The organism is Noviherbaspirillum aridicola, from assembly GCF_019656455.1.
Lineage (GTDB): Bacteria > Pseudomonadota > Gammaproteobacteria > Burkholderiales > Burkholderiaceae_D > Noviherbaspirillum > Noviherbaspirillum aridicola.
Window position 1 is genome coordinate 235,107 of record NZ_BPMK01000002.1, and the last position, 20,663, is coordinate 255,769.

Genomic DNA, 20,663 nt, shown 5'->3' on the forward strand with positions numbered 1-20,663 from the left:
CACCATGCGCCTCCTCATCGCCCTAATACTCCCCTGGCTGACCTTCTTCACCATCGGCCGCCCGTTCGCAGGCATTATCTGCTTCATCCTTCAAGTCACTCTGATAGGCTGGGTCCCCGCGACGATCTGGGCGGTCTATTCACTCAGCCAGTACAAGACGGACAAGAAAATCAAGAAAGCGCTTAAAGCGCATGCGAATCAGGGACAGGTTTCGTAGGAGGGGCGAATTCCTGGTTGAACCGGCGAGAAGGGCAGCGGGACGGCCAGTGCGCCGTCTGCAAAACCCGGCGGGGGACACGGGCGCATGCTTCGGCACGAGGGTGTGCTGCCCGGCCAGCCGCCATGACTATTGCGCGAGCGCGGCTGGTTGCCGGACTTTCCCCGCGACCGCCTTCAAGCGCTTCTCGCATCAGCGCAACAGATCAGAAGCAGTAACGGGGCGACACACCCCGTACTGCCGCCTATACCGCCCGCAGCTCCGCCGCCTTCAGCTTCGACTCGAGCACCTTGCCCTTGCGTGCCCGCTTGCCGATGTGCGGCGACAGCGCGTCCGCGCTCAGCTTCACATCCTGGGCCTTCCCGCCGCGTCCCGTGCCGGACACGATGACGCCTTTCTGGCTGATGGGTTGCGCCGCGAGGAGCTTCTCGTTCTTCTCGAGTTCCATCAGGATGACGCCGCGGCCGCCGCCGGACAGGGTCTTGATTTCGTCGAGGCCGAAGACGAGCAGGCGGCCTTTTTCGGACAGGCAGGCGAGCGCGCTCGCATCGCCGTTGACGATCCTCGGCGCGAGCGGCTCGTCGCCGTCGTCGAGTGTGATGAATGACTTGCCCGCCTTGTTACGGGACACCATGTCACCCGCCTTGGCGGTGAAGCCGTTGCCGGCGGTGGAGCTGAGCAGCAGCTGGGTGCCGGGGGCGCCAGCGAAGTAATGCAGCAGACGGGTGCCGCTGGCGAGTTCGATCAGGGTCGTGATCGGCGTGCCGTCGCCGCGCGCGCCGGGAAGCGCGCTCACGGGTACCGAATAGATGCGGCCGTTGGAGCCGAAGGCGAGCAGCGTATCCACGGTGCGGCATTCGAAAGTGCCGTACAGGCTGTCGCCCGCCTTGAATCCAAACTGCGACGGGTCATGGCCGTGGCCGCCGCGGGCACGCACCCAACCCTTCTGGGAAATGACGACGGTAACCGGTTCATCGACGACCTTTTGCTCGAACGAGGCGCGCTCTGCCTCTTCGATCAGCGTGCGGCGGGCGTCGCCGTATTGCTTGGCATCGCTTTCGATTTCCCTGATCACCAGCTTCTTCATCGAAGCCGGGTTGTCGAGCAGGTCCTGCAGCGTGGTCTTTTCATTGCGCAGCTCGGCCAGCTCCTGCTGGATCTTGATGGCTTCCAGGCGGGCGAGCTGGCGCAGGCGGATTTCGAGGATGTCCTCGGCCTGGCGGTCGCTCAGTCGGAAGGCGGCGATCAGCGCGGGCTTCGGCTCGTCGGACTCGCGGATGATGCGGATGACTTCATCAATGTTGAGCAGCACCGCTTCCCGGCCTTCAAGGATGTGGATGCGGTCGTCGACCTTCTGCAGCCGGAACTGGGTGCGGCGGGTGACGGTGGTGAAGCGGAATTCGATCCACTCGCGCAGGATGTCGACCAGGCCCTTCTGGCGCGGCCGGCCGTCGCGGCCGATCATCACCAGGTTGATCGAGCTGCCGGTCTCGAGCGAGGTGTGGTGCAGCAGCATGTTCATGAATTCGGCCTGGTCGAGGTTCTTCGACTTCGGCTCGAACACCAGGCGCACCGGCGCATCCTTGCCCGACTCATCGCGCACCGTGTCGAGCACGCCGAGTATGGATTGCTTGAGCGCGAGCTGTTCCGGCAGCAGGGACTTCTTGCCGAGCTTGACCTTGGGATTGGTCAGCTCTTCGATCTCTTCCAGCACCTTCTGGGCGGAGGTGCCGGGCGGGAGTTCGGTGACCACCGCCTGCCACTGGCCGCGCGCCAGGTCTTCGATCTTCCAGCGCGCGCGCACCTTGAGCGTGCCGCGGCCGTTTTCGTACATCTCGGCGATCTGCGCCTTGGGCGTGATGATCTGCCCGCCGCCGGGAAAGTCGGGGCCGGGGATCAGGTCCATCACTTCCGGATGCGTGAGCTTGGGGTTGCGGATCATCGCGACCGCGGCGGCGGCGACTTCGCGCAGGTTGTGCGAGGGGATTTCAGTAGCCAGGCCGACCGCGATGCCGGAGGCGCCGTTGAGCAACACGAAGGGCAGGCGCGCGGGCAGCAGCTTCGGCTCCTTGCTCGAGCCGTCGTAGTTCGGCATGAAGTCGACCGTGCCCATGTCGATCTCGTCGAGCAGCAGCCGGGAAATCGGGGTCAGGCGCGCTTCGGTATATCGCATCGCCGCCGCGCCGTCGCCGTCGCGCGAGCCGAAGTTGCCCTGTCCGTCGATCAGTGGATAGCGCAGGGAGAAGTCCTGCGCCATGCGCACCAGCGCGTCGTACACCGACTGGTCGCCGTGCGGATGCAGCTTGCCGAGCACATCGCCCACTACCGCCGCGGACTTGCGCGGTTTGGCAGCGGGATCGAGACCCAGCTCGTGCATCGCGTAGAGGATGCGGCGCTGCACCGGTTTCTGGCCGTCGCTGACGTCGGGCAGGGCGCGGCCCTTGACGACGGAAATCGCGTAATCGAGATAGGCGCGCTCGGCAAAGGTGGCGAGCGTCAGGGCTTCGCCGTCACCGGACGGCATCTGTTCAAACAGGCTGGCTTGTTCAGTCATGGGTTGCTTCCATCGTTTCCGGCATGTTGCGGCGGCCGGGGAGAGTCATTCGTATGCGGCGCGGGGCCGGGCCGTCGTGCTGGAGCGCGACGGCGAGCGCGTTCGCGGCCGGCTTGTACAGCTGGTAGAACTGCTTGACCACCTGCACGTAATTGCGCGTCTCGGGATAGGGCGGAATGCGGTTGTTGTGTTTCTGGACCGCGCCCTCGCCCGCGTTGTAGGAGGCGATCACCAGTTCTGGCTGGGTCGGGAACAGCCGGTGCAGGTCGCGCAGGTAGCGCGCGGCGAGCCGGATGTTGATCTTCGGGTCGGTCAGCTTCTGCTCCAGGCTGCGCCGGCGGTCGCCCTGCAGTCCGTATCGTTCCGCCGTCGCCGGCATGATCTGCATCAGGCCGATCGCGCCCTTCGGCGACACCGCGCGCGGGTTGAAGGCCGATTCGGCGGCCATCACGGCCTTGAGCAGGGCCGGATCGAGCGCGAACTCATCGGCTGTTTCGTGCAACAGGTTTTCGACTTTCTTCAGTCCGGGGTGGCTGGCGAGATAGCTGGCCAGCGGCGAAGCCGGCGCCGGCGCGGGTCCGGCGCCGAGGCGCGAAGAGTCGAAGGGGACGTCGCCGCGCACGAACAGCTGATATCGCTCGTCCACCCGCTCGGTCGAAAAATGCGCGATGCCCTCGGCGTCGATATAGCCGTAGATGTCCGCCACCGCGGGCGCGGCGGCGGTGGACAGCATGAACGCGGCGAGTACCGTCCCGATGCGCATCGATCAGATGTCGGCCTCGGCTTCATTGCCGTGCTCTTCGAGCCAGGCACGACGCGCGGCGGCCTCGCCCTTGCCCATCAGCATGTTGAAGCGGGATTCCGAAGCGGTCAGGTCGAAGTCGCCGAGCGATACCGGCAGCAGGCGCCGGGTATCGGGGTTCATGGTGGTTTCCCACAACTGCTCGGCATTCATTTCGCCGAGGCCCTTGAAGCGGGAAATGCTCCACGCGCCTTCCTTGAGGCCGTCCTTGCGCAGCTTGTCTTCGATCGCTTCGAGTTCGCCGTCGTCGAGCGCGTACAGCTTCTGCGCCTGCTTCTTGCCGCGTGCCGGGGCGTCGACGCGGTACAGCGGCGGGCGGGCCACGCAGATGTGGCCGCGCGCGATCAGCTGCGGGAAATGCTTGAAGAACAGCGTCAGCAGCAGGACCTGGATGTGGGAGCCGTCGACGTCCGCATCGGACAGGATGCAGATCTTGCCGTAGCGCAGACCGGACAGGTCCGGCGTGTCGTTCGGCCCGTGCGGATCGACGCCGATCGCGACGGCGATGTCGTGGATTTCATTGTTGGCGAACAGGCGGTCGCGCTCGGTTTCCCAGGAATTGAGCACCTTGCCGCGCAGCGGCAGGATGGCCTGGAATTCCTTGTCGCGCCCCATCTTGGCGGAGCCGCCGGCGGAATCGCCCTCGACCAGGAACAGCTCGTTGCGGGAGACGTCGTCGGACTCGCAGTCGGTGAGCTTGCCCGGCAGGACGGCGACGCCGGAGGATTTCTTCTTTTCGACTTTCTGCGCGGAGCGCAGGCGGGATTGCGCCTGCTTGATCACCAGGTCGGCCAGCTTCTTGCCGTAGTCGACATGCTGATGCAGCCACAGCTCCAGCGCCGGTTTGGTGAAGGTGGCGACGAGGCGCACCGCGTCGCGCGAGTTGAGCCGTTCCTTGATCTGTCCCTGGAACTGCGGATCCAGCACCTTCGCCGACAGCACGAAGGACACCCGCGCGAACACATCCTCGGGCAGCAGCTTGACGCCCTTGGGCAGCATGGAGTGCAGTTCGACGAAGCTCTTGACCGCGCCGAACAGGCCTTCGCGCAGGCCGGCTTCATGGGTGCCGCCGGCGGGAGTCGGGATCAGGTTCACATAGGATTCCCGCACCACGTTGCCTTCCTCGGTCCAGGCCACCACCCAGGATGCGCCTTCGCCCTCGGCGAAGCCCTCGGCGTCGCGGCCGGCGAACTGCTCGCCTTCGAACAGGGGAATCAGCGGCTCGGCGTGCGAGGACTGGGCCAGCGCCTCGACCAGGTAGCCGCGCAGACCCTGCTCATACTGCCAGGTCTGGCTGTCGCCGCTCTTTGCATTGGTCAGCGTGACCTTCACGCCCGGCAGCAGCACCGCCTTGGAACGCAGCAGCCGCTGCAGTTCGGCATTGGGGATCGCGGCGGAGTCGAAGTACTTCGCATTGGGCCAGACGGTGACGCGGGTGCCGTTGCGCTTGTCGTCCCTGGTCTGCGGGCGCGACTTGAGCTTTTGCACCAGCTCGCCGTCCTCGAACGCGAGCTGGTGCACGCCGCCTTCGCGCCACACGGTGATTTCCAGGCGCGAGGCGAGCGCATTGGTGACCGACACGCCGACCCCGTGCAGGCCGCCGGAGAACGAGTAGGCGCCGCCGGAGCCCTTGTCAAACTTGCCACCCGCATGCAGGCGGGTGAAGACGATTTCCACCGTCGGCACTTTTTCTTCCGGGTGCAGGCCGACCGGGATGCCGCGGCCGTCATCCTCGACGCTGACGCTGCCGTCGGCATTGAGGGTGACCAGGATGTTCTTGCAGAATCCGCCAAGCGCTTCGTCCGAAGCGTTGTCGATGACTTCCTGAATGATATGGAGCGGATTTTCGGTCCGGGTGTACATGCCTGGCCGCTGCTTGACCGGTTCCAGTCCCTTGAGGACGCGGATCGAGGCTTCGCTGTAATCGGAGGCGGAGGATTTTCTGGTGGCCATGCGGGGGATGCGAAAAAGCGGTGATTGCGGAAGGGAATGTATTTAAGCACAAAGTCCCGGCATTTTAATCAAAACGGCGCCGGCGACGTGCGCAATGCGCGCATGCCGGATGCCCGACCGGCTTAGACGGTGGTCGGGGCGAATGTTTCGCCGTCACGAGGAATGACGGCAGTCATGCGCGAAAACGATCCGCACGCAAGGAATGTTTATACAATGCAAGGATGTCGAAACAGGCCTTTCCCTTCGCCGTCCGCGCCATCGGCTTCAGTGCCGGGGAGTTGTCGCGCCTGGCGGCGCAGCTTGCGGCGGCGCGGCAGCGCGGCTTCCGCTATATCCTGCTGGAGGAAGACAACCTGCAGGATCCGGATCTGTATCTGGTCGATGGCGAAGACCTGCGGGCGCTGGCGGCGGTGTCGGATCTGCGCCCGGGCGACCTGCGGCCGGTGCTGCTGGTCGGTGCGCCGGCGGTGGAGATGCCTTGCCAGTGCATCCCGAGGCCGGTCGAGGCCGGCGCGCTCTTCGCGGGCCTGGACGCTCTCGTCGAGCGCCGCGCCGACGCGCTGTCACGCCTGCAGGCATCCGACGTGGTGCGGGTGCCGGAGCGCCGCCGTCGCCCCCGGCCCGACCTCGACCTCGGCGATCCGGCGCGCTATGAAAGAATGCGGCGCAAGATCCCCGAGAACGGCGTGGTGCTGGTGGTCGACCGTCATCCGGCCCTGCACGAGGCCGTCGCCGCGATGTTGCGGCGTCAGGGCGCCGAGGTGGTGCGCGTCGACAGCGAGACGGCGGCGGTCGGCCTGCGCGAGCAGCGCCAGGTCTCCCTGCTGCTCATCAACACCTCCACGCCGCACGTCGATCCCTACCGCCTTTGCTGGGCGCTGCAGGAACAGGGCAGCCAGGTGCGCCATGCCTGCGTGCTGCTGGTCGGTCCGCATTTCGTGTACGACCCGGAACAGGCGCGCTTTGCGGGCGTCGACGGCTTCCTGCGAAAGCCGCTCGGCGCGCCGGCGCTGATGTCGGTTCTCAAGCGTTACCTGCCGGCCCGGGGCGCGTCAGTCCAGGATTCCGTGCCTGACCCGAACTAGAGTACCGCCAGCAGCACTCATGGAGATGAGAAACCTCGCACGGGCATGCACACGCCAGCGGGCCGGGCGACCGAGCGGCGCGCGCGGCCGCTGAGGCAGGGCGTAGCAAGGTCCCCGGGGCAAGCGGATCGCCGCAGAAGAGCGAGAGACGCCCTGCGCCCGCCAAAGAAGGAGAAGGAATGCCGGTACCCCCGATCTACAGGCCGTTCGTGCAGAGCCGGCAGGAAATGATCGCCAGGACCAGCGATCCGAACCTGAAGAAGCATTTTCAGGCCGAGATAGACCTCGTCTCGACATGGGACAAGGGCGATATCGCCGATCCTCCGCCTTCACCGGGAAACGGTCCGCGGAGCGACGCCTGCGAATGTTCCACATCGCAGCAACCCGATACCTCGCATCCGGGAGCCGGCGGCAAACACCCGCACGGGCACCATCCGCATCCACCCAGGGGGCCGCATTCTGCTCCCAATGGCCATCCCAATGCGGGTGGCAACCATACCGGTCACGTCCACACGAACACCCCCAACACCAACCCCCTCATCACCGGTTCCGGCGGCCAGCAGCCGAACACCGGCAAAACCTCCTATCGCCCCAAGAACAGGAACATCCCGGTCAACAACAATTTCAACCTCGTACCGCACGGCTTCGCCAGGGACTGGCACGCCGTCAGGTTCAGCAATACGACGAACGAACCGATCACGGTGCAGGTCACCATGGCGCAGGGACAGGCCCTGCCTGCCGGGACCGACGGCAAGGGCATGGTCACCATACCTCCCGGAGGCTACGTCGACCTGAGCTTCCAGCCGGGCTCGAGCTTCAATTTCAAGAGCACCAAGGGCGACGGATCGGTGTGGAATCAGGGCGAGCTGTTTTTCGACGAGGCGAACCGCGTCATCTGGGGCAACATGAGCTATATCTACGGCGCCAACTCGAACATGCGGATTTTCTCCGCCGATGGGCAGCACTCGGGCTTTCTCGGGGATGTCGTGGCCAACGCGCCATCCAACGCGAAGGTCGGGGACTGGGGCATCACGGCACCCTACGACCGCTTCAAGAAATCCGACGATCCGAACGACCCGGATTCCGCCGCCGGCGGCCCGAACGGTCCCAAGAATGCCGGCGCCCAGTACCTGTATTCCATCCTCGGCAAGGGCGAGGGTTACGTCGGCCGCGGCCGGCCGGTGGAGGTCACCGACTACGACGATGCGAGCAGCCTGCGGTTTACCGGGAACATGGCGGTGGTGTTCTGATGCGCTGAGGTCCTGCCCGGGCAGGACTATTTGCTCAGCAGCCGCATCCCGCGTTCCAGGCCGTCGATCGTCACGGGGAACATGCGATTGTTCATGATCTGCCGGATCACGCTGATCGACTGCCGGTACTGCCACAACCCTTCCGGTTCGGGGTTGAGCCAGATGAACTTGGGGAAGGTCGTGGTGAAGCGCTGCAGCCAGACGGCGCCCGCTTCTTCGTTGTTGTACTCGACCGAGCCGCCGGGCTGCAGGATTTCATAGGGGCTCATGGTCGCATCGCCGACGAAGATGAGCTTGGTATCCGGCGGATACTTGCGCAGGATGTCCCAGGCCGGAAAGCGCTCGGCATGGCGGCGCCGGTTGTTCTTCCAAAGGTAGTCGTAGACGCAGTTGTGGAAGTAGAAGAACTCCATGTTCTTGAACTCGGTCTTGGCCGCCGAGAAGAGTTCTTCGGTGCGTGCGATGTGATCGTCCATCGTGCCGCCGACGTCGAGCAGCATCAGCACCTTGATGTTGTTCTTGCGCTCCGGCTGCATCTTGATGTCGAGGTAGCCGGCATTGTTGGCGGTGGCCCGGATGGTGTCGTCGAGGGCCAGTTCCTCCTCGAGCCCCTCGCGCGCGAACTTGCGCAGCCGGCGCAGCGCCACCTTGATGTTGCGGGTGCCGAGTTCGCGTTCATCGTCATAGTCGCGATAGGCGCGTGCCTCCCAGACCTTGACCGCGGAGCGCTGCCCGCCTTCGCCGCCGATGCGTATGCCTTCCGGATTCTGGCCGCCATTGCCGAAGGGCGAGGTGCCGCCGGTGCCTATCCACTTGTTGCCGCCTTCGTGCCGCTCCTTCTGTTCCTTGAGCAGCTCCTTGAGGCGGTCCATCAGCTTGTCGTAGCCGAACTTCTCGAGCGCCGCCTTCTGCTCGGGCGTGAGTTCGCGCTCCATGCGCTTTTGCAGCCACTCCAGCGGGATCTCGGGATTCTTCTCGAAGATCGCGTCGATGCCGCGGAAGTAGAGTCCGAATGCCTTGTCGAACTTGTCGTAGTGCGCTTCGTCCTTGACCAGCGTGGTGCGGGCCAGGTAGTAGAAGTCGTCCAGCGACGGGCTGATGACGTTCTTCTGCATGGCTTCCAGCAGGATCAGAAACTCCTTGATCGAGACCGGAATCTTCGCGTCCTTGAGGGTGAAGAAAAAGTCGATCAGCATGTCAGCCTGCCCTGGCGGGGAACCTGCCCAGCCTGTATTCGAGATGCGCCCGGATTTCCGGCCACTCGCCCGCGGTGATGCTGAACATGACCGTGTCGCGCACCGTGCCGTCGCGCCGCAGCGCGGAGTGGCGTATCACGCCGTCGCACTGCGCCCCCAGCCGGGCGATGGCTTCCCGCGACGCATGGTTGAAGTTGTCCGTCCTGAAGCCGACCACCTTGCAGCCGAGCGTGTCGAACGCATGGCGCAGCAGCATCAGCTTGCAGCTGGTGTTGACGTGGGTGCGCTGCCAGGACCGGGCGTACCAGGTGTAACCGATCTCGACCCGGTCGACCGCGGGCACGATGTCGTGGTAGCTGGTCGAGCCGATGATCGTCCCGCTGCCGAGATCGCGCACGACGAAGGGCAGGCGGCTGCCGGCGTCGCGCATGGACAGGGCGGTATCGATGTAGGCGGCTTCCTCCCCCGGCGCCGGCACCGAGGTCACCCGGATCTTCCACAACTCTCCGTCGGCGGCGGCGCGCGCGAGATCGGGCGCATGGGCGGCGGTCATCGGCTCCAGCCGCACGCCGTTCAATTCCAGGGTAACGGGTTCGGTATGAATCATCTCAGCGATTGTTGCGTGACATGAAGACCAGGCGTTCGAACAGGTGCACGTCCTGCTCGTTCTTCAGCAGCGCGCCGTGCAGCGGCGGAATCGCGGCCTTGGCATCCTTGCCGCGCAGCGCATCGGCCGGAATGTCTTCGGCCAGCAGCAGCTTGAGCCAGTCGATCAGCTCCGAGGTCGACGGCTTCTTCTTCAGGCCGGGCACGTCCCGCACTTCGTAAAAGGTCTGCAGCGCCTGCGCCAGCAGATCCTTCTTCAACTGCGGGAAGTGCACGTCCACGATCTGCTCCATCGTGTCCTTGTCCGGGAATTTGATGTAGTGGAAGAAGCAGCGCCGCAGGAAGGCGTCCGGCAGCTCCTTCTCGTTGTTGGAGGTGATGATGACAAGCGGCCGGTTCCTGGCCTTGATCATCTCGCGGGTCTCGTAGACGTAGAACTCCATCCGGTCCAGCTCGCGCAGCAGGTCGTTCGGGAATTCGATATCGGCCTTGTCGATCTCGTCGATCAGCAGCACCACCTGCTGCTCGGATGTGAAGGCCTGCCACAGCACGCCCTTGACGATGTAGTTGTGGATGTCCTTGACGCGCTCGTCGCCGAGCTGGGAATCGCGCAGCCGCGAGACCGCGTCGTACTCATAAAGGCCCTGCTGTGCCTTGGTGGTCGACTTGATATGCCACTGCAGCAGCGGCATGCCGAGCGCGGCCGCCACTTCTTCGGCCAGCATGGTCTTGCCGGTGCCCGGCTCGCCCTTGATGAGCAGCGGACGCTGCAGGGTCAGCGCAGCATTGACCGCCAGTTTCAGGTCATTGGTGGCTACGTAGTTCTGGGAACCTTCAAAACGCGTGTCCTGTCGCATGGCCTTGTAGGAGAAAGAGAAAAGAAAATCAAGTATAAGCGAATCAGGGATCGGGGATCAGGCGCCGGACTCGCCGGGCCGCATGGACTGACTGGCAAGTCTTCGGGTAGAATTAAGCGCTTTTGCTGCGTCAGAGCAATTCCTACAAGGTAGGCCGATGTATCAAGAACCCGGTCGCAGACGGAGACACCGACAATCACGGGTTTTTGGATTTCCTTACTTATCATCCCAGCTATCATGAAAAAACTAATCGCGTTTCTCGCGCTCGCTGGCCTCGCCAACCTCGCTTCGGCGCAGGTGACCGGCAACGCCAAGGCGGCGGAACACAAGGTGGCGATGTGCATCGGTTGCCATGGCATCCCCGGCTACAAGTCAGGCTATCCCGAGGTGTACCAGGTGCCCATGCTGGGCGGCCAATCGGCCAAGTACATCGAGAGCGCGCTCAACGCCTACAAGAAGGGCGACCGCAAGAACCCCAGCATGCGCGGCATCGCGGCGGGTCTGTCCGACCAGGACATCGCCGACGTCGCGGCCTACTACGCATCGCAGAAGAAATAAGGGGACCAGACCATGAAGAAAATGCTCGCATGCGCATTCGCGCTGCTGTCGCTGAACGCCTTCGCGGCGGGCGGCAATGTCGAGGCCGGCAAGGAGGCCGCCAAGAAGTACAACTGCGCCTCCTGCCATGGCAACGACTACAACACGCCGATCGATCCCAGCTATCCCAAGCTCGCCGGCCAGCACGAGGACTACCTCGCGCAATCGCTGATCGCCTATCAGCGCGGCGCCAACGGCACCAACGGCCGCGGCAACGCGATCATGGGCGCCCAGGCCAAGCCGCTCTCGCGCGACGACATCCGCAACATCGCCGCCTACCTGCACAGCCTGCCGGGTCACCTGGTGGTGCGCAAGTAAGGGCCCCGAGCCTGCGAACCGGAAGCCACGCAACCGCGTGGCTTTTTTATTGGGATCGGCCCGTCCGCATCACGTCTTCAGACGCCGCCAGACGGTCGAGTGTCGCTGGATGCGGTAGAAAATAATCGCTTTGCTAAAGTGCGTATTCCAATGTGGAGGTGTCTGATGCCGGAAGCATCGTCTTCACCTCGCGGAAAATCTCCTTCAATAGAGCGTCGGACGGCGGTTCGAGCGGCTCATCTCCGGTGTTCAGGCGGGCTTTGCCCCAGGCACTGCCGGCACGAAGCGATACGGGAGCGGTGCCGAAGACAGACTTCTCGAATGCCATCACCTCGTTGAGCTTCTCATTACGGCGCGGCGCGTTCGCCACCTGCGGGAAATAGGTAGTCCGGTTTACCATTGCGTCGATCAGATCCGTGCTCCACTTGAAAATCTCGGCAAGTGCTGCTGCCCGTTTTCTGCTTAATGATCTCGTTTCGTCGTCGAACTCGGCATTCCCGGCAATGGCCAGCGCGAGATGGACCTCATCCTGAAGCTTCGGTTCGAGCTGGCGAATGCGCTCAGCGAGCCGGTAATAGTCGACAGTCGTAGCGTGATCCGGTACCCCTCGGAACATGCCTGCAGGCTTGGCGTCTAGCTTTCGCATTTTGTAAGCAATATTGCGGGCGAAGGACTTATAGCCAGCGTAGCTGGTCAGTGCGTGCCCCACTTCGTTCGGCGATATTCCCGGACGATAATGACCGGTCTGCAGCCCGTGGAGCATTTTCGCGCTGACGGAGATGGCCCTGGGATGACCGGGGACGATCGCAAGAACGTCGATCTCCATTCCATACGGATTAATGCCCCTTTTCACCATGTTGCGTGGAATACGCATAGTACCCGAGGTGTTCTCGATTGCTACCGCGGCGGCCTTTGGCTGCGGCAGCCGGGGGGGCGGCACAGCGGTAATCGCATCGCTGTCCACGGCACGGGCGGCTTCGGCAGAATAGACGCTTGCGGCATCAGCCTGTACCGTCCTCTGTTCATGCAGGGACGCAGCCATGTAGCGGCAGGCGAGACGCGCCATGGCGAATTGCGCCCAGCTTTCGTGGAGGAGATCCTTCGGCAGGACGCCCAGTCCCAGCTGCTCGGCCGCCTTATAGTAGGCGGTCGCGGCAAGAGTGTCGAAATCGATGTGGATATTGATCTCTTGGCCAGGATCTTCGTCGACCGACTGGTGCTTTCGCAATCGAGCGTTCAGGGGGGCGGCAAGTTTTTCCATGGCCCTGAGGAAGTTGTCCTTCCAGTCCGCACGTTTGATTTCCAGTGGCGACTGCGAGTAAAGAAGCCCATAAATCAACCGAACGATGTCCGTCAGGGCGCCGATGTTCTGTCCTATGGGATGGTGAAGAAGCGCGCTCAGACGCCTGCGCAATGTCTCGTCCGGGATTTGCGCAATCAGGGCGTCAAGCTCGCCCTGATAGTGCAGCTTGATTCTGTCCCTGGCCAGCATCGAATGCGGCAGTTCCAGTTCAGCGCCACTCGGCAGCGTCAAGGGCATCAACAGCGGATATATCGAATGCCGGTCGGTCCACAGATGCACATCCGCGTTGCCCGGGATATCCCGCGTGCCGTGGCGGAGCCCGAGGTAGGCTTCGATCAGGCGCCGCCGGGACTGGATGTCGTTGAGCCAGGGACGGCGCGGCTCCCTTGACGGCGGCACGTACCACATCGTATGAATATGCACCGCCGCCGGCCTCGTGGGTCCTGCCGCCAGATCCTCGCTCGCCGTTGGCAGGCGCCCCCTGAGCATCGGGCCATGCGCTCTCCCATGCGCACGCTTCTCTTGCGGTCTTCGGCACCGGCGTCCTGAGGCGCAGCGGCGGGCGGCCGGGGAGGCGGCGCCCCTCGTCGCGCCGACGTGCCGCCCGCGGGCGCTGTCGGAACAGGAGTGGCTTGTCTGGAAGCGAAGAGACGCATGGCGAAGTGCAATGGAGAGTGGAAAGGCTGTGAATCGCTGGCTCTTCAGTGACGATGCGCAGCGAGGAGTTCCATTGCAGGCGGGCGCCATCGCGAGACATGCGGAGCCCCTTGGCGTCGGTCTAGCGCCGCTTCACGCACTCCACATAGCGCTCGCCGTCCGGCGGCAGGCCGCTGCGCTGCGATTGCCAGATCATTTCGCCGAGACACTCCATCATCTCGTGATGGGCGTCATGCTCGGAGCCGAGACGCTGCGCCAGCGAAAGGAAGGCGGCGCGGATGCCGGGCGGCTGGTCGATGGAGATCTGCTCGGCGATCGAGAGATGCATCGACAGGTGCAGGAAGGGATTCGCCGTGCCGCGTTCCACCGAGTAGTCGGCCGCCAGCGCCTCGTCGACGTTGGACAGCGACTCTGCGTATTCCGGATGCTGCACCAGCCAGTCGCGCGCGATGGCTTCCAGCGGCGTGAGGACACGGTTTTCCTGTACCTTGCGATAGGTCTCGCAGAAGAAGCGGCGCACGTCGTGCTGGGAAGGGGTAAACATCGGGAAGGGGGCTGAAGGATGAAGCGCCATTGTAGCGCCGTCAGACAGCCTTTTCAGGAAGCGGTGTCTTGTCCTTGTATTCGCACAGGTCGGCGATGATGCAATTCCAGCACTGCGGCTTCCGGGCGATGCAGGTATAGCGGCCGTGCAGGATCAGCCAGTGGTGGGCGTCGTGCCGGAATTCGGCCGGCACGAATTTCAGCAGCTTCTGCTCGACCTCGTCCACGTCCTTGCCTAAAGCGATGCCGGTGCGGTTGGAGACGCGAAAGATATGGGTGTCGACCGCGATGGTCGGCTGGCCGAAGGCGGAGTTGAGCACCACGTTGGCGGTCTTGCGGCCTACGCCGGGCAGCGCCTGCAGGGCCTCGCGCGTGCGCGGCACCTCGCCGCCGTGCTGTTCCAGCAACATGCGGCAGGTCTCGATCACGTTCCTGGCCTTGCTGCGGTACAGGCCGATGGTGCGGATGTATTCCTCCAGGCCTTCCACGCCGAGCGCGAGGATCGCCGCCGGCGAATTCGCCACCGGATACAGACGCCGCGTGGCCTTGTTGACGGACACATCCGTGGCCTGGGCCGAGAGGATCACCGCGATCAGCAGCTCGAACGGCGTGGTGTATTCCAGTTCCGTGGTCGGATGCGGGTTGGCCTCGCGGAAGCGGCGGAAAATGTCGAGTCGCTTGGCGGCGTTCATTGCGCGTCTTTTTCGAGCTTGCTGTTGATCTCCTCGATGCCGCGCTGCACCGAGCGGGATACGTCCTGCAGGCGGGCCGGCCCGTTGCTGGCGGCCTGCTGTAGTTTCTGCAGCCGGGCGCGTTCCATCGCGGCCTGGATCACGGCTTTCTTGCGTTCCTTTTCCGCCTTTTCTTCCGCGCTCATCGCGGCCTCGGCTTCCACCGCCTTGAGCTTGGCCACGGCCTTGGCAGCGAGACGGGCATCGTTTTCCGCCTTGTCACGGCGCAGCCGGGCCAGCCGGAAATCATGGCGCGCCCGCGCGGCATCGGCCTGTTCCTGCGACCAGGCGTCCCAACCGGTGAGGCCGGGCGTCACCTCGACCATCGCGATGCAATCGACCGGGCAGGGCGCCACGCAGAGATCGCAGCCGGTGCAGAGCTGCGGCAGGACGGTGTGCATCTGCTTGGCGGCGCCGACGATGGCATCGACCGGGCAGGCTTGGATGCACAGGGTACAGCCGATGCAGATGTTCTCGTCGATCACGGCGACCGCGCGCGGCTTCTCGACCCCGTTGACCGGATTGAGCGGAATCACCGGCCGGCCGAGCAGGCCGGCCAGGCGCGCGACACCCTCCGCGCCGCCGGGCGGACACTGATTGTGCGCCGCCGTGCCGGCGGCGATCGCTTCCGCGTAGGGACGGCAGGCGGGGTAGCCGCACTTGGTGCACTGGGTCTGGGGCAGCAGGTCTTCTATCTGGTCGGCCAGCGGGCGGGCGCTCATGACACGGGCTTGCGAGGAAAAAACAGGATTATCCGGGCAAATCGAAGTGGCTACAAATGAAAAAAGCCGTTCCCGGAAAGGGGAACGGCTTCGCGAAGCAAAGCTGGTCAGGCGTTGGCCTTGATGAATTCGCCGATCTTCGGGCAGATCACCTCGCGCCAGCGGCGGCCGGAGAAGATGCCGTAGTGGCCGCACTTCGGCGCGGTGAAGTGCTGTTTCTTGGCGGCCGGGATGCCGGAGCACAGATCATGCGCGGCCTGCGTCTGACCGGCGCCGGAAATGTCGTCGAGCTCGCCTTCGATGGTGAACAGCGCGACGCTCTTGATGTCCTGCGGACGCACCAGCTTGCCTTCGACTTCCCAGGTGCCGCGAGGCAGATGGAATTCCTGGAACACCGTCTTGATGGTCTCGAGGTAGTACTCGGCCGGCATGTCGAGCACCGCGTTGTACTCGTCATAGAACTTGCGGTGTTCTTCGGCGGACTCGTTGTCGCCTTCGCGCAGGTGCATGTAGAAATCCCAGTGGCTTTGCGCATGGCGGCCAGGATTCATCGCGATGAAGCCGGCGTGCTGCAGAAAGCCCGGATAGACCTGGCGACCGAAGCCGGGATAGTTCGCCGGGACGCTGTAGATCACCTTGGATTCGAACCAGGAATAGGGTTTCTCGGTCGCGAGATTGTTGACCGCGGTCGGCGACTTGCGCGGATCGATCGGGCCGCCCATCATCACCATCGACTTCGGCAGCTTCGGATCCTTGGCGGTCGCCATCAGGGAGATCGCGGCCAGTACCGGGACGGTCGGCTGGCAGACCGAAATCACGTGGACATCGGGTCCGAGACGGCGGATGAAATCCTGCACATAGTAGATGTAGTCGTGCAGATGGAAGGCGCCTTCGGACAGCGGCACCATGCGCGCATCCGTCCAGTCGGTGACATAGACATCGTGCTGCGACAGCAGGGCGCGCACCGTGTCGCGCAGCAGTGTCGAATGATGGCCCGACAGGGGGGCGACCACCAGCACCGTCGGTTGTTTGAGGTCGGCGAACTGCTTGTCGCTCAGATCCTTCTTGAAATGGATGAGCCGGCAGAAGGGACGCTGTTCCGCGACTTCTTCAAATACGCCGACGGACTTGCCTTCCACCGGTACCGTCCTGATACCGAATTCCGGCTTCTCGTAGTCCTTGCCGAGCCGGTACATCAGTTCGTAGCCGGCGGCGATGCGCTGGGAGAAGGGGGTGTGGGCGAGCGGTGAGACCGGATTGGAGAACAGCTTGGCCGAAGCTTCCGCCCATTTGATGAGCGGGTTCAGGAAAGTCCGGTTGAGCTCGTGGAGTTGATAAAGCATAAAGACCTCTTCAGTATTGCCGGTACTGCCTAATTGGACCGTCTGTGCAATCGGGATGGATATTGCAGTGCGTCATCACAGCCGATTCTACGCCAGCCCGACGCGCTGCAGATATGAAAAATCTCGATCAACATAACACAAACCGGCTGGATTTGTTGTTTCATGGAAATGCAATCCGGCACTAGTAAGAATCCTGTTTCCGATAACTCACGAATAAACGCTGTTCGTGTCTGTTTTTGCTGACGTTGCAGGAAATGTGCCAATGTGACCTCCGGATGACCTCGCAACAGCGCTTGTGCAAATGCCCGATAATTCATGCGCCGCAGCAGCGGATGCCGGCTCGGTTTTGTAATTTCTACCGCGGGCCGGTAGGCATAAAGACTCGTCGTGCAAAGTTTGGACGATCGGGTTGCGGCTACAGTCCGCATGCGCACCCGTTGCTGCATGTGGGGTCAGGACCAACAGATATCTATCCGCCGGCATCGCGCGCGCGATCGCCTTCCGTAGGAAACTGATGATGAAAAGTTCCATCGCGGCAGTCCTGCTGCCGCTCGTCCTGGCGTGGTCGCCTGCCATTGCGGCGGGCCGCGCGGACATTCAGCCGTTCGGGCCGGACAGCCTGCAGAAGATCGAGCAAACCTATCGCGGGCAGGAATTCGTGCTGGTGCTGTGGTCGCTGGACTGCGTCTATTGCAAGGCCAGTCTCAACTACTTGTCGGGAGAGTCCAGACGCCGCAAGCTCGACATCGTCACGCTCTCCACCGACAGCGCCGACGATCCCGGGGCGGTCGCCGCCATGCGGCAGCGTCTCGCGCAGGCAGGAGTGCGCGGGCAGGCGTGGGCATTCGGCGACGTCGCGCCGGAGCAACTGCGTCATGCGATCGATCCCCGCTGGCACGGGGAGCTGCCGAGAAGTTACTGGTATGACGCCAGTGGCAAGCGGACCGCGTACTCGGGCGTGATCAATGCCGACGTCCTGAGGCGACACCTGCCTCGCTGAGTTCGGGCAGCTGCGCCCTCGGGCGCCATGAAAAACCCCGCGACGAGCGCGGGGTTTTGTTGTTTCTGCGTCGGCTTGGGGGGGAGCCGGCGGCGGCACGTATTACTTGACCAGCTGGTCCAGCTTGTCCTTGACGTCCTTCCATTCGTCGGCGTCGGGCAGCGGATCCTTGGTCTTGGTGATCGACGGCCACTTGCGGGCGAGTTCCACGTTGAGCTTGATGAACTGCTGCTGGTCCGCCGGCACGTCTTCTTCCGCGTAGATCGCATTGACCGGGCATTCGGCAACGCAGACGGCGCAGTCGATGCACTCGTCGGGGTCGATGGCGAGGAAGTTCGGGCCTTCGCGGAAGCAATCTACCGGGCATACATCGACGCAGTCCGTATAACGGCAGCGGATGCAGGATTCGGTAACAACGTGGGTCATGACAGTCCTATCTGTGAATTTTTTCGGTAAAGATCTGTTTTGGGGCCGACGCGAACGCGCCGGACAGGCAAGCTGGACAGAAAACCCGCTACAAAGCCTTGTATTTTAAGACAATCAAGTACTTCTAACAAACCCGGGTTATACAAAATTCGAATAAGCAAATGCGCATGACAGGCCGGCGATATCGCGCCTGCTGCCATTCCGACAAGACTCCGAATGCCGGGCGCGGCGACCGTGAAATGTTTTTCAGGCTTGTTTTGAAATCAAATCATCCCAGGCGTTCCGGCCGCCGCCCATTGCTTCGGTTAGACTGCGCACTCTGCCAACAGGAGTCCCATGGATACTTCCGCCGCCCGCAAGGCCATCTTCGAACGAATCCGCACCGCGCAAAAACGACCGGACCAGCCGCAGCAGGCGGAGCTGGATGCGGTGCAGGACTACCTGTCGCGCCATACGCGCGGACCCGCGCCGGACCTCGGTCCGGATCTGCAGCTGCGCTTCCGCCAGCAGGCGCTGCGCATGTCCGATACCGTCGACGAGGCGGCCGACATGGCCTCGGTGCCGGCGGCGGTGGCACGCTACCTCGACAACACCGGGCTGGGGCGCAGCGCGATCGGCTGGAATACGCTCTCCGGCCTGGACTGGCGGGGCGCCGGCATCGAGGTCGATTTCCGCCCGCCGCGCGATCCCGATCTGATCGGCATCACCGGCGTCTTCTGCGCGGTTGCCGAGACCGGCACCCTGATGCTGCTGTCCGGGCCCGACACCTGGTCATCGGCGGCGCTGCTGCCGGAAACGCACATCGCGGTCGTCCCGGCCTCGCGCATCGTCGGCACCATGGAAGATGCCTTTGCCCTCGCGCGCAAGGAACGCGGCGAACTGCCGCGCGCCGTGAACTTCGTCTCCGGTCCGTCGCGCACCGGCGATATCGAACAGACCATCGTGCTTGGCGCCCATGGCCCGTATCGAGTGCATGTGATCGTGGTGCAGGGCGCCTGAGCGATACGCTCTACGTAGCACTACGTAAGTCCGGGCAGGCTGAGCGTAGTGTTTCCCGATATAAAATGGCGCCCCATCAAAACAATGGAGACGCCCCGTGCACGCCAGAAGCCTGCTTGCCTTGCTCACCCTGTTTCCCGCGCTTGCCCAGGCGGCCGAGCTCGACGGGAGCGTACTTTCCGCATGGTGGGGCATCCCCTTCGCCGGACTGCTGCTGTCGATCGCGCTGTGCCCGCTGCTCACGCCGGCATTCTGGCACCATCACTTCGGCAAGGTGACGCTGGCCTGGGCGCTGGCCTTCCTGCTTCCCTGCGCGGCGGTTTTCGGCCCCGGCCTCGCGGCCGCCGGCGCACTGCATGCGGTGCTTGCCGAATACATTCCCTTCATCATCCTGATCACCGCGCTGTTCGTGGTCGCCGGCGGCATCTGCGTGCGCGGCAACCTGCACGGCACGCCTGAACTCAATACCGGCCTGCTCGCGCTGGGAACGGTGCTGGCGAGCTTCATGGGGACTACCGGCGCCTCGATGCTGCTGATCCGGCCGCTGATCCGTGCGAACGACAATCGTAAACATGCCGCGCATATCGTGGTGTTCTTCATTTTCCTGGTTGCCAATGCGGGCGGGTCGCTGACGCCGCTCGGCGATCCACCGCTGTTCCTTGGCTTCCTCAAGGGCGTGGATTTCTTCTGGACGGTCAAGAACATCTTCCCGGAGACGCTGTTCCTGTGCGTGTCGCTGCTGCTGATCTTTTATCTGCTCGACCGCCATTACTTCCATAGCAGGGAGCCGGAACTGCTGCCGGTGGATCCCACCCCGGACTCGGCCATCGCCTTCGAGGGCAAGGTCAACTTCATTCTCCTCGGCGCCGTGGTTGCGCTGGTGCTGATGAGCGGTTTCTGGAAGTCCGGCGTCTCCTTCGACATCGCCGGCACGCCGGTGGAATTGCAGAACATCGTGCGCGACGTGCTGCTGGTGGCGATCATCTTTGTTTCGCTCGCCGTGACGCCGCGGTCCGCGCGCGAAGGCAACGAGTTCTCATGGGGGCCGATACAGGAAGTCGGCAAGCTCTTCGCCGGCATCTTCATCACCATCATTCCGGTCATTGCCATGCTGCGCGCGGGGGAAGCGGGCGCCTTCGGCGGCGTCGTGAGCGCGGTCACCGATCCAACGGGGCAGCCCATCAATGCCGCCTATTTCTGGGCAACCGGCGTGCTTTCTTCCTTCCTCGATAATGCGCCGACCTATCTGGTATTCTTCAATACGGCGGGCGGGGATCCGGCGGTGCTGATGACGACACTGGCCAGTACGCTCGCGGCTATTTCCTGCGGCGCCGTCTTCATGGGCGCCAACAGCTACATCGGTAACGCACCCAACCTGATGGTGAAGGCCATCGCGGAAGAGCGGGGCATCAAGATGCCTTCCTTCTTCGGCTACATGGGCTGGTCGTGCGCGATACTGGTGCCGCTTTTCGTGGTCATGACCTTCATCTTCTTCTGAGGTGCG

20 protein-coding genes are annotated in these 20,663 nt (G+C 63.5%); 8 read left to right on the top strand and 12 right to left on the bottom strand.

Annotated features, from left to right (window positions below):
* Window positions 1-4 precede the first annotated feature (4 nt).
* On the top strand, window positions 5-217 hold the full coding sequence (locus NCCP691_RS02935) for a YqaE/Pmp3 family membrane protein (protein ID WP_220806746.1): 213 nt from the start codon (window positions 5-7) through the stop codon (window positions 215-217).
* Window positions 218-461: 244 nt separating this feature from the next.
* Here NCCP691_RS02935 and parC read toward each other — a convergent pair whose 3' ends face one another.
* Genes parC through NCCP691_RS02950 form a run of 3 tightly spaced genes read right to left on the bottom strand, consistent with a single transcriptional unit; the run spans window position 462 to window position 5,526 of the window.
* Window positions 462-2,771 (bottom strand): DNA topoisomerase IV subunit A, encoded by a 2,310-nt coding sequence (gene parC, locus NCCP691_RS02940; RefSeq protein ID WP_220806747.1) that lies wholly within the window; start codon window positions 2,769-2,771, stop codon window positions 462-464.
* Entirely contained in the window at window positions 2,764-3,534 is a 771-nt protein-coding gene (locus NCCP691_RS02945; protein WP_220806748.1) for a lytic transglycosylase domain-containing protein, read from the bottom strand. The genes parC and NCCP691_RS02945 overlap by 8 nt, the downstream gene beginning before the upstream one ends.
* A 3-nt stretch (window positions 3,535-3,537) precedes the next feature.
* A complete protein-coding gene (locus NCCP691_RS02950) occupies window positions 3,538-5,526 on the bottom strand; it encodes a DNA topoisomerase IV subunit B (protein WP_220806749.1) in 1,989 nt (662 codons plus the stop codon).
* 221 nt (window positions 5,527-5,747) lie between these two features.
* On the opposite strand from NCCP691_RS02950, the gene NCCP691_RS02955 reads away from it, so the two are divergent.
* Together NCCP691_RS02955 and NCCP691_RS02960 are read left to right on the top strand one after the other, a co-directional pair.
* Window positions 5,748-6,611 carry a response regulator gene (locus NCCP691_RS02955; protein WP_220806750.1) on the top strand — a complete coding sequence of 288 codons (864 nt, stop codon included), beginning with the start codon at window positions 5,748-5,750 and terminating at the stop codon, window positions 6,609-6,611.
* A gap of 179 nt (window positions 6,612-6,790) precedes the next feature.
* The gene (locus tag NCCP691_RS02960) at window positions 6,791-7,861 is read left to right on the top strand and encodes a hypothetical protein (protein ID WP_220806751.1); all 1,071 of its coding nucleotides are present in this window, start codon (window positions 6,791-6,793) and stop codon (window positions 7,859-7,861) included.
* Between the two features lie 26 nt (window positions 7,862-7,887).
* Here the strand turns inward: NCCP691_RS02960 and NCCP691_RS02965 are convergent, their stop codons facing one another.
* The 3 genes from NCCP691_RS02965 to NCCP691_RS02975 are packed head-to-tail and all read right to left on the bottom strand — an operon-like array spanning window position 7,888 to window position 10,520.
* Entirely contained in the window at window positions 7,888-9,057 is a 1,170-nt protein-coding gene (locus tag NCCP691_RS02965; protein ID WP_220806752.1) for a vWA domain-containing protein, read from the bottom strand.
* A 1-nt stretch (window position 9,058) separates the two neighbouring features.
* Entirely contained in the window at window positions 9,059-9,664 is a 606-nt protein-coding gene (locus NCCP691_RS02970) for a GNAT family N-acetyltransferase (protein WP_220806753.1), read from the bottom strand.
* Between the two features lies 1 nt (window position 9,665).
* Window positions 9,666-10,520, bottom strand: coding sequence for an AAA family ATPase (locus NCCP691_RS02975; RefSeq protein ID WP_220806754.1), 855 nt, complete (start codon window positions 10,518-10,520; stop codon window positions 9,666-9,668).
* A gap of 237 nt (window positions 10,521-10,757) precedes the next feature.
* Here NCCP691_RS02975 and NCCP691_RS02980 point away from each other — a divergent pair, with 237 nt between their 5' ends.
* Both NCCP691_RS02980 and NCCP691_RS02985 read left to right on the top strand, forming a co-directional pair.
* Window positions 10,758-11,078, top strand: a complete 321-nt coding sequence (locus NCCP691_RS02980) for a c-type cytochrome (protein WP_220806755.1) — start codon at window positions 10,758-10,760, stop codon at window positions 11,076-11,078.
* A gap of 12 nt (window positions 11,079-11,090) precedes the next feature.
* Window positions 11,091-11,435 (top strand): c-type cytochrome, encoded by a 345-nt coding sequence (locus NCCP691_RS02985; RefSeq protein ID WP_220806756.1) that lies wholly within the window; start codon window positions 11,091-11,093, stop codon window positions 11,433-11,435.
* Between the two features lie 133 nt (window positions 11,436-11,568).
* Here NCCP691_RS02985 and NCCP691_RS02990 read toward each other — a convergent pair whose 3' ends face one another.
* The 5 genes from NCCP691_RS02990 to NCCP691_RS03010 form a co-directional block, all read right to left on the bottom strand.
* Window positions 11,569-13,146: a hypothetical protein gene (locus NCCP691_RS02990; protein WP_220806757.1), complete on the bottom strand. Its 1,578-nt coding sequence runs from the start codon at window positions 13,144-13,146 to the stop codon at window positions 11,569-11,571.
* A 370-nt stretch (window positions 13,147-13,516) separates the two neighbouring features.
* Window positions 13,517-13,939, bottom strand: coding sequence for a DUF1841 family protein (locus tag NCCP691_RS02995; protein ID WP_220806758.1), 423 nt, complete (start codon window positions 13,937-13,939; stop codon window positions 13,517-13,519).
* A 40-nt stretch (window positions 13,940-13,979) separates the two neighbouring features.
* Window positions 13,980-14,630, bottom strand: a complete 651-nt coding sequence (nth, locus tag NCCP691_RS03000; RefSeq protein ID WP_220806759.1) for an endonuclease III — start codon at window positions 14,628-14,630, stop codon at window positions 13,980-13,982.
* Window positions 14,627-15,391: an electron transport complex subunit RsxB gene (rsxB, locus tag NCCP691_RS03005; protein ID WP_220806760.1), complete on the bottom strand. Its 765-nt coding sequence runs from the start codon at window positions 15,389-15,391 to the stop codon at window positions 14,627-14,629. The genes nth and rsxB overlap by 4 nt, the downstream gene beginning before the upstream one ends.
* A gap of 107 nt (window positions 15,392-15,498) precedes the next feature.
* Window positions 15,499-16,734 carry a polyhydroxyalkanoate depolymerase gene (locus NCCP691_RS03010; protein WP_220806761.1) on the bottom strand — a complete coding sequence of 412 codons (1,236 nt, stop codon included), beginning with the start codon at window positions 16,732-16,734 and terminating at the stop codon, window positions 15,499-15,501.
* Window positions 16,735-17,248: 514 nt separating this feature from the next.
* Between NCCP691_RS03010 and NCCP691_RS03015 the strand changes: the two genes are divergently transcribed.
* Window positions 17,249-17,734 carry a thioredoxin domain-containing protein gene (locus NCCP691_RS03015; RefSeq protein WP_220806762.1) on the top strand — a complete coding sequence of 162 codons (486 nt, stop codon included), beginning with the start codon at window positions 17,249-17,251 and terminating at the stop codon, window positions 17,732-17,734.
* A gap of 102 nt (window positions 17,735-17,836) precedes the next feature.
* On the opposite strand, the gene fdxA is transcribed toward NCCP691_RS03015, so the two are convergent.
* Entirely contained in the window at window positions 17,837-18,160 is a 324-nt protein-coding gene (gene fdxA / locus NCCP691_RS03020) for a ferredoxin FdxA (RefSeq protein WP_220806763.1), read from the bottom strand.
* Between the two features lie 336 nt (window positions 18,161-18,496).
* On the opposite strand from fdxA, the gene NCCP691_RS03025 reads away from it, so the two are divergent.
* Both NCCP691_RS03025 and NCCP691_RS03030 read left to right on the top strand, forming a co-directional pair.
* Entirely contained in the window at window positions 18,497-19,159 is a 663-nt protein-coding gene (locus NCCP691_RS03025; RefSeq protein WP_220806764.1) for a LutC/YkgG family protein, read from the top strand.
* A 97-nt stretch (window positions 19,160-19,256) separates the two neighbouring features.
* Complete coding sequence (locus NCCP691_RS03030; RefSeq protein WP_238482286.1) at window positions 19,257-20,657, top strand: sodium:proton antiporter; 1,401 nt, start codon at window positions 19,257-19,259, stop codon at window positions 20,655-20,657.
* Window positions 20,658-20,663: the final 6 nt, after the last annotated feature.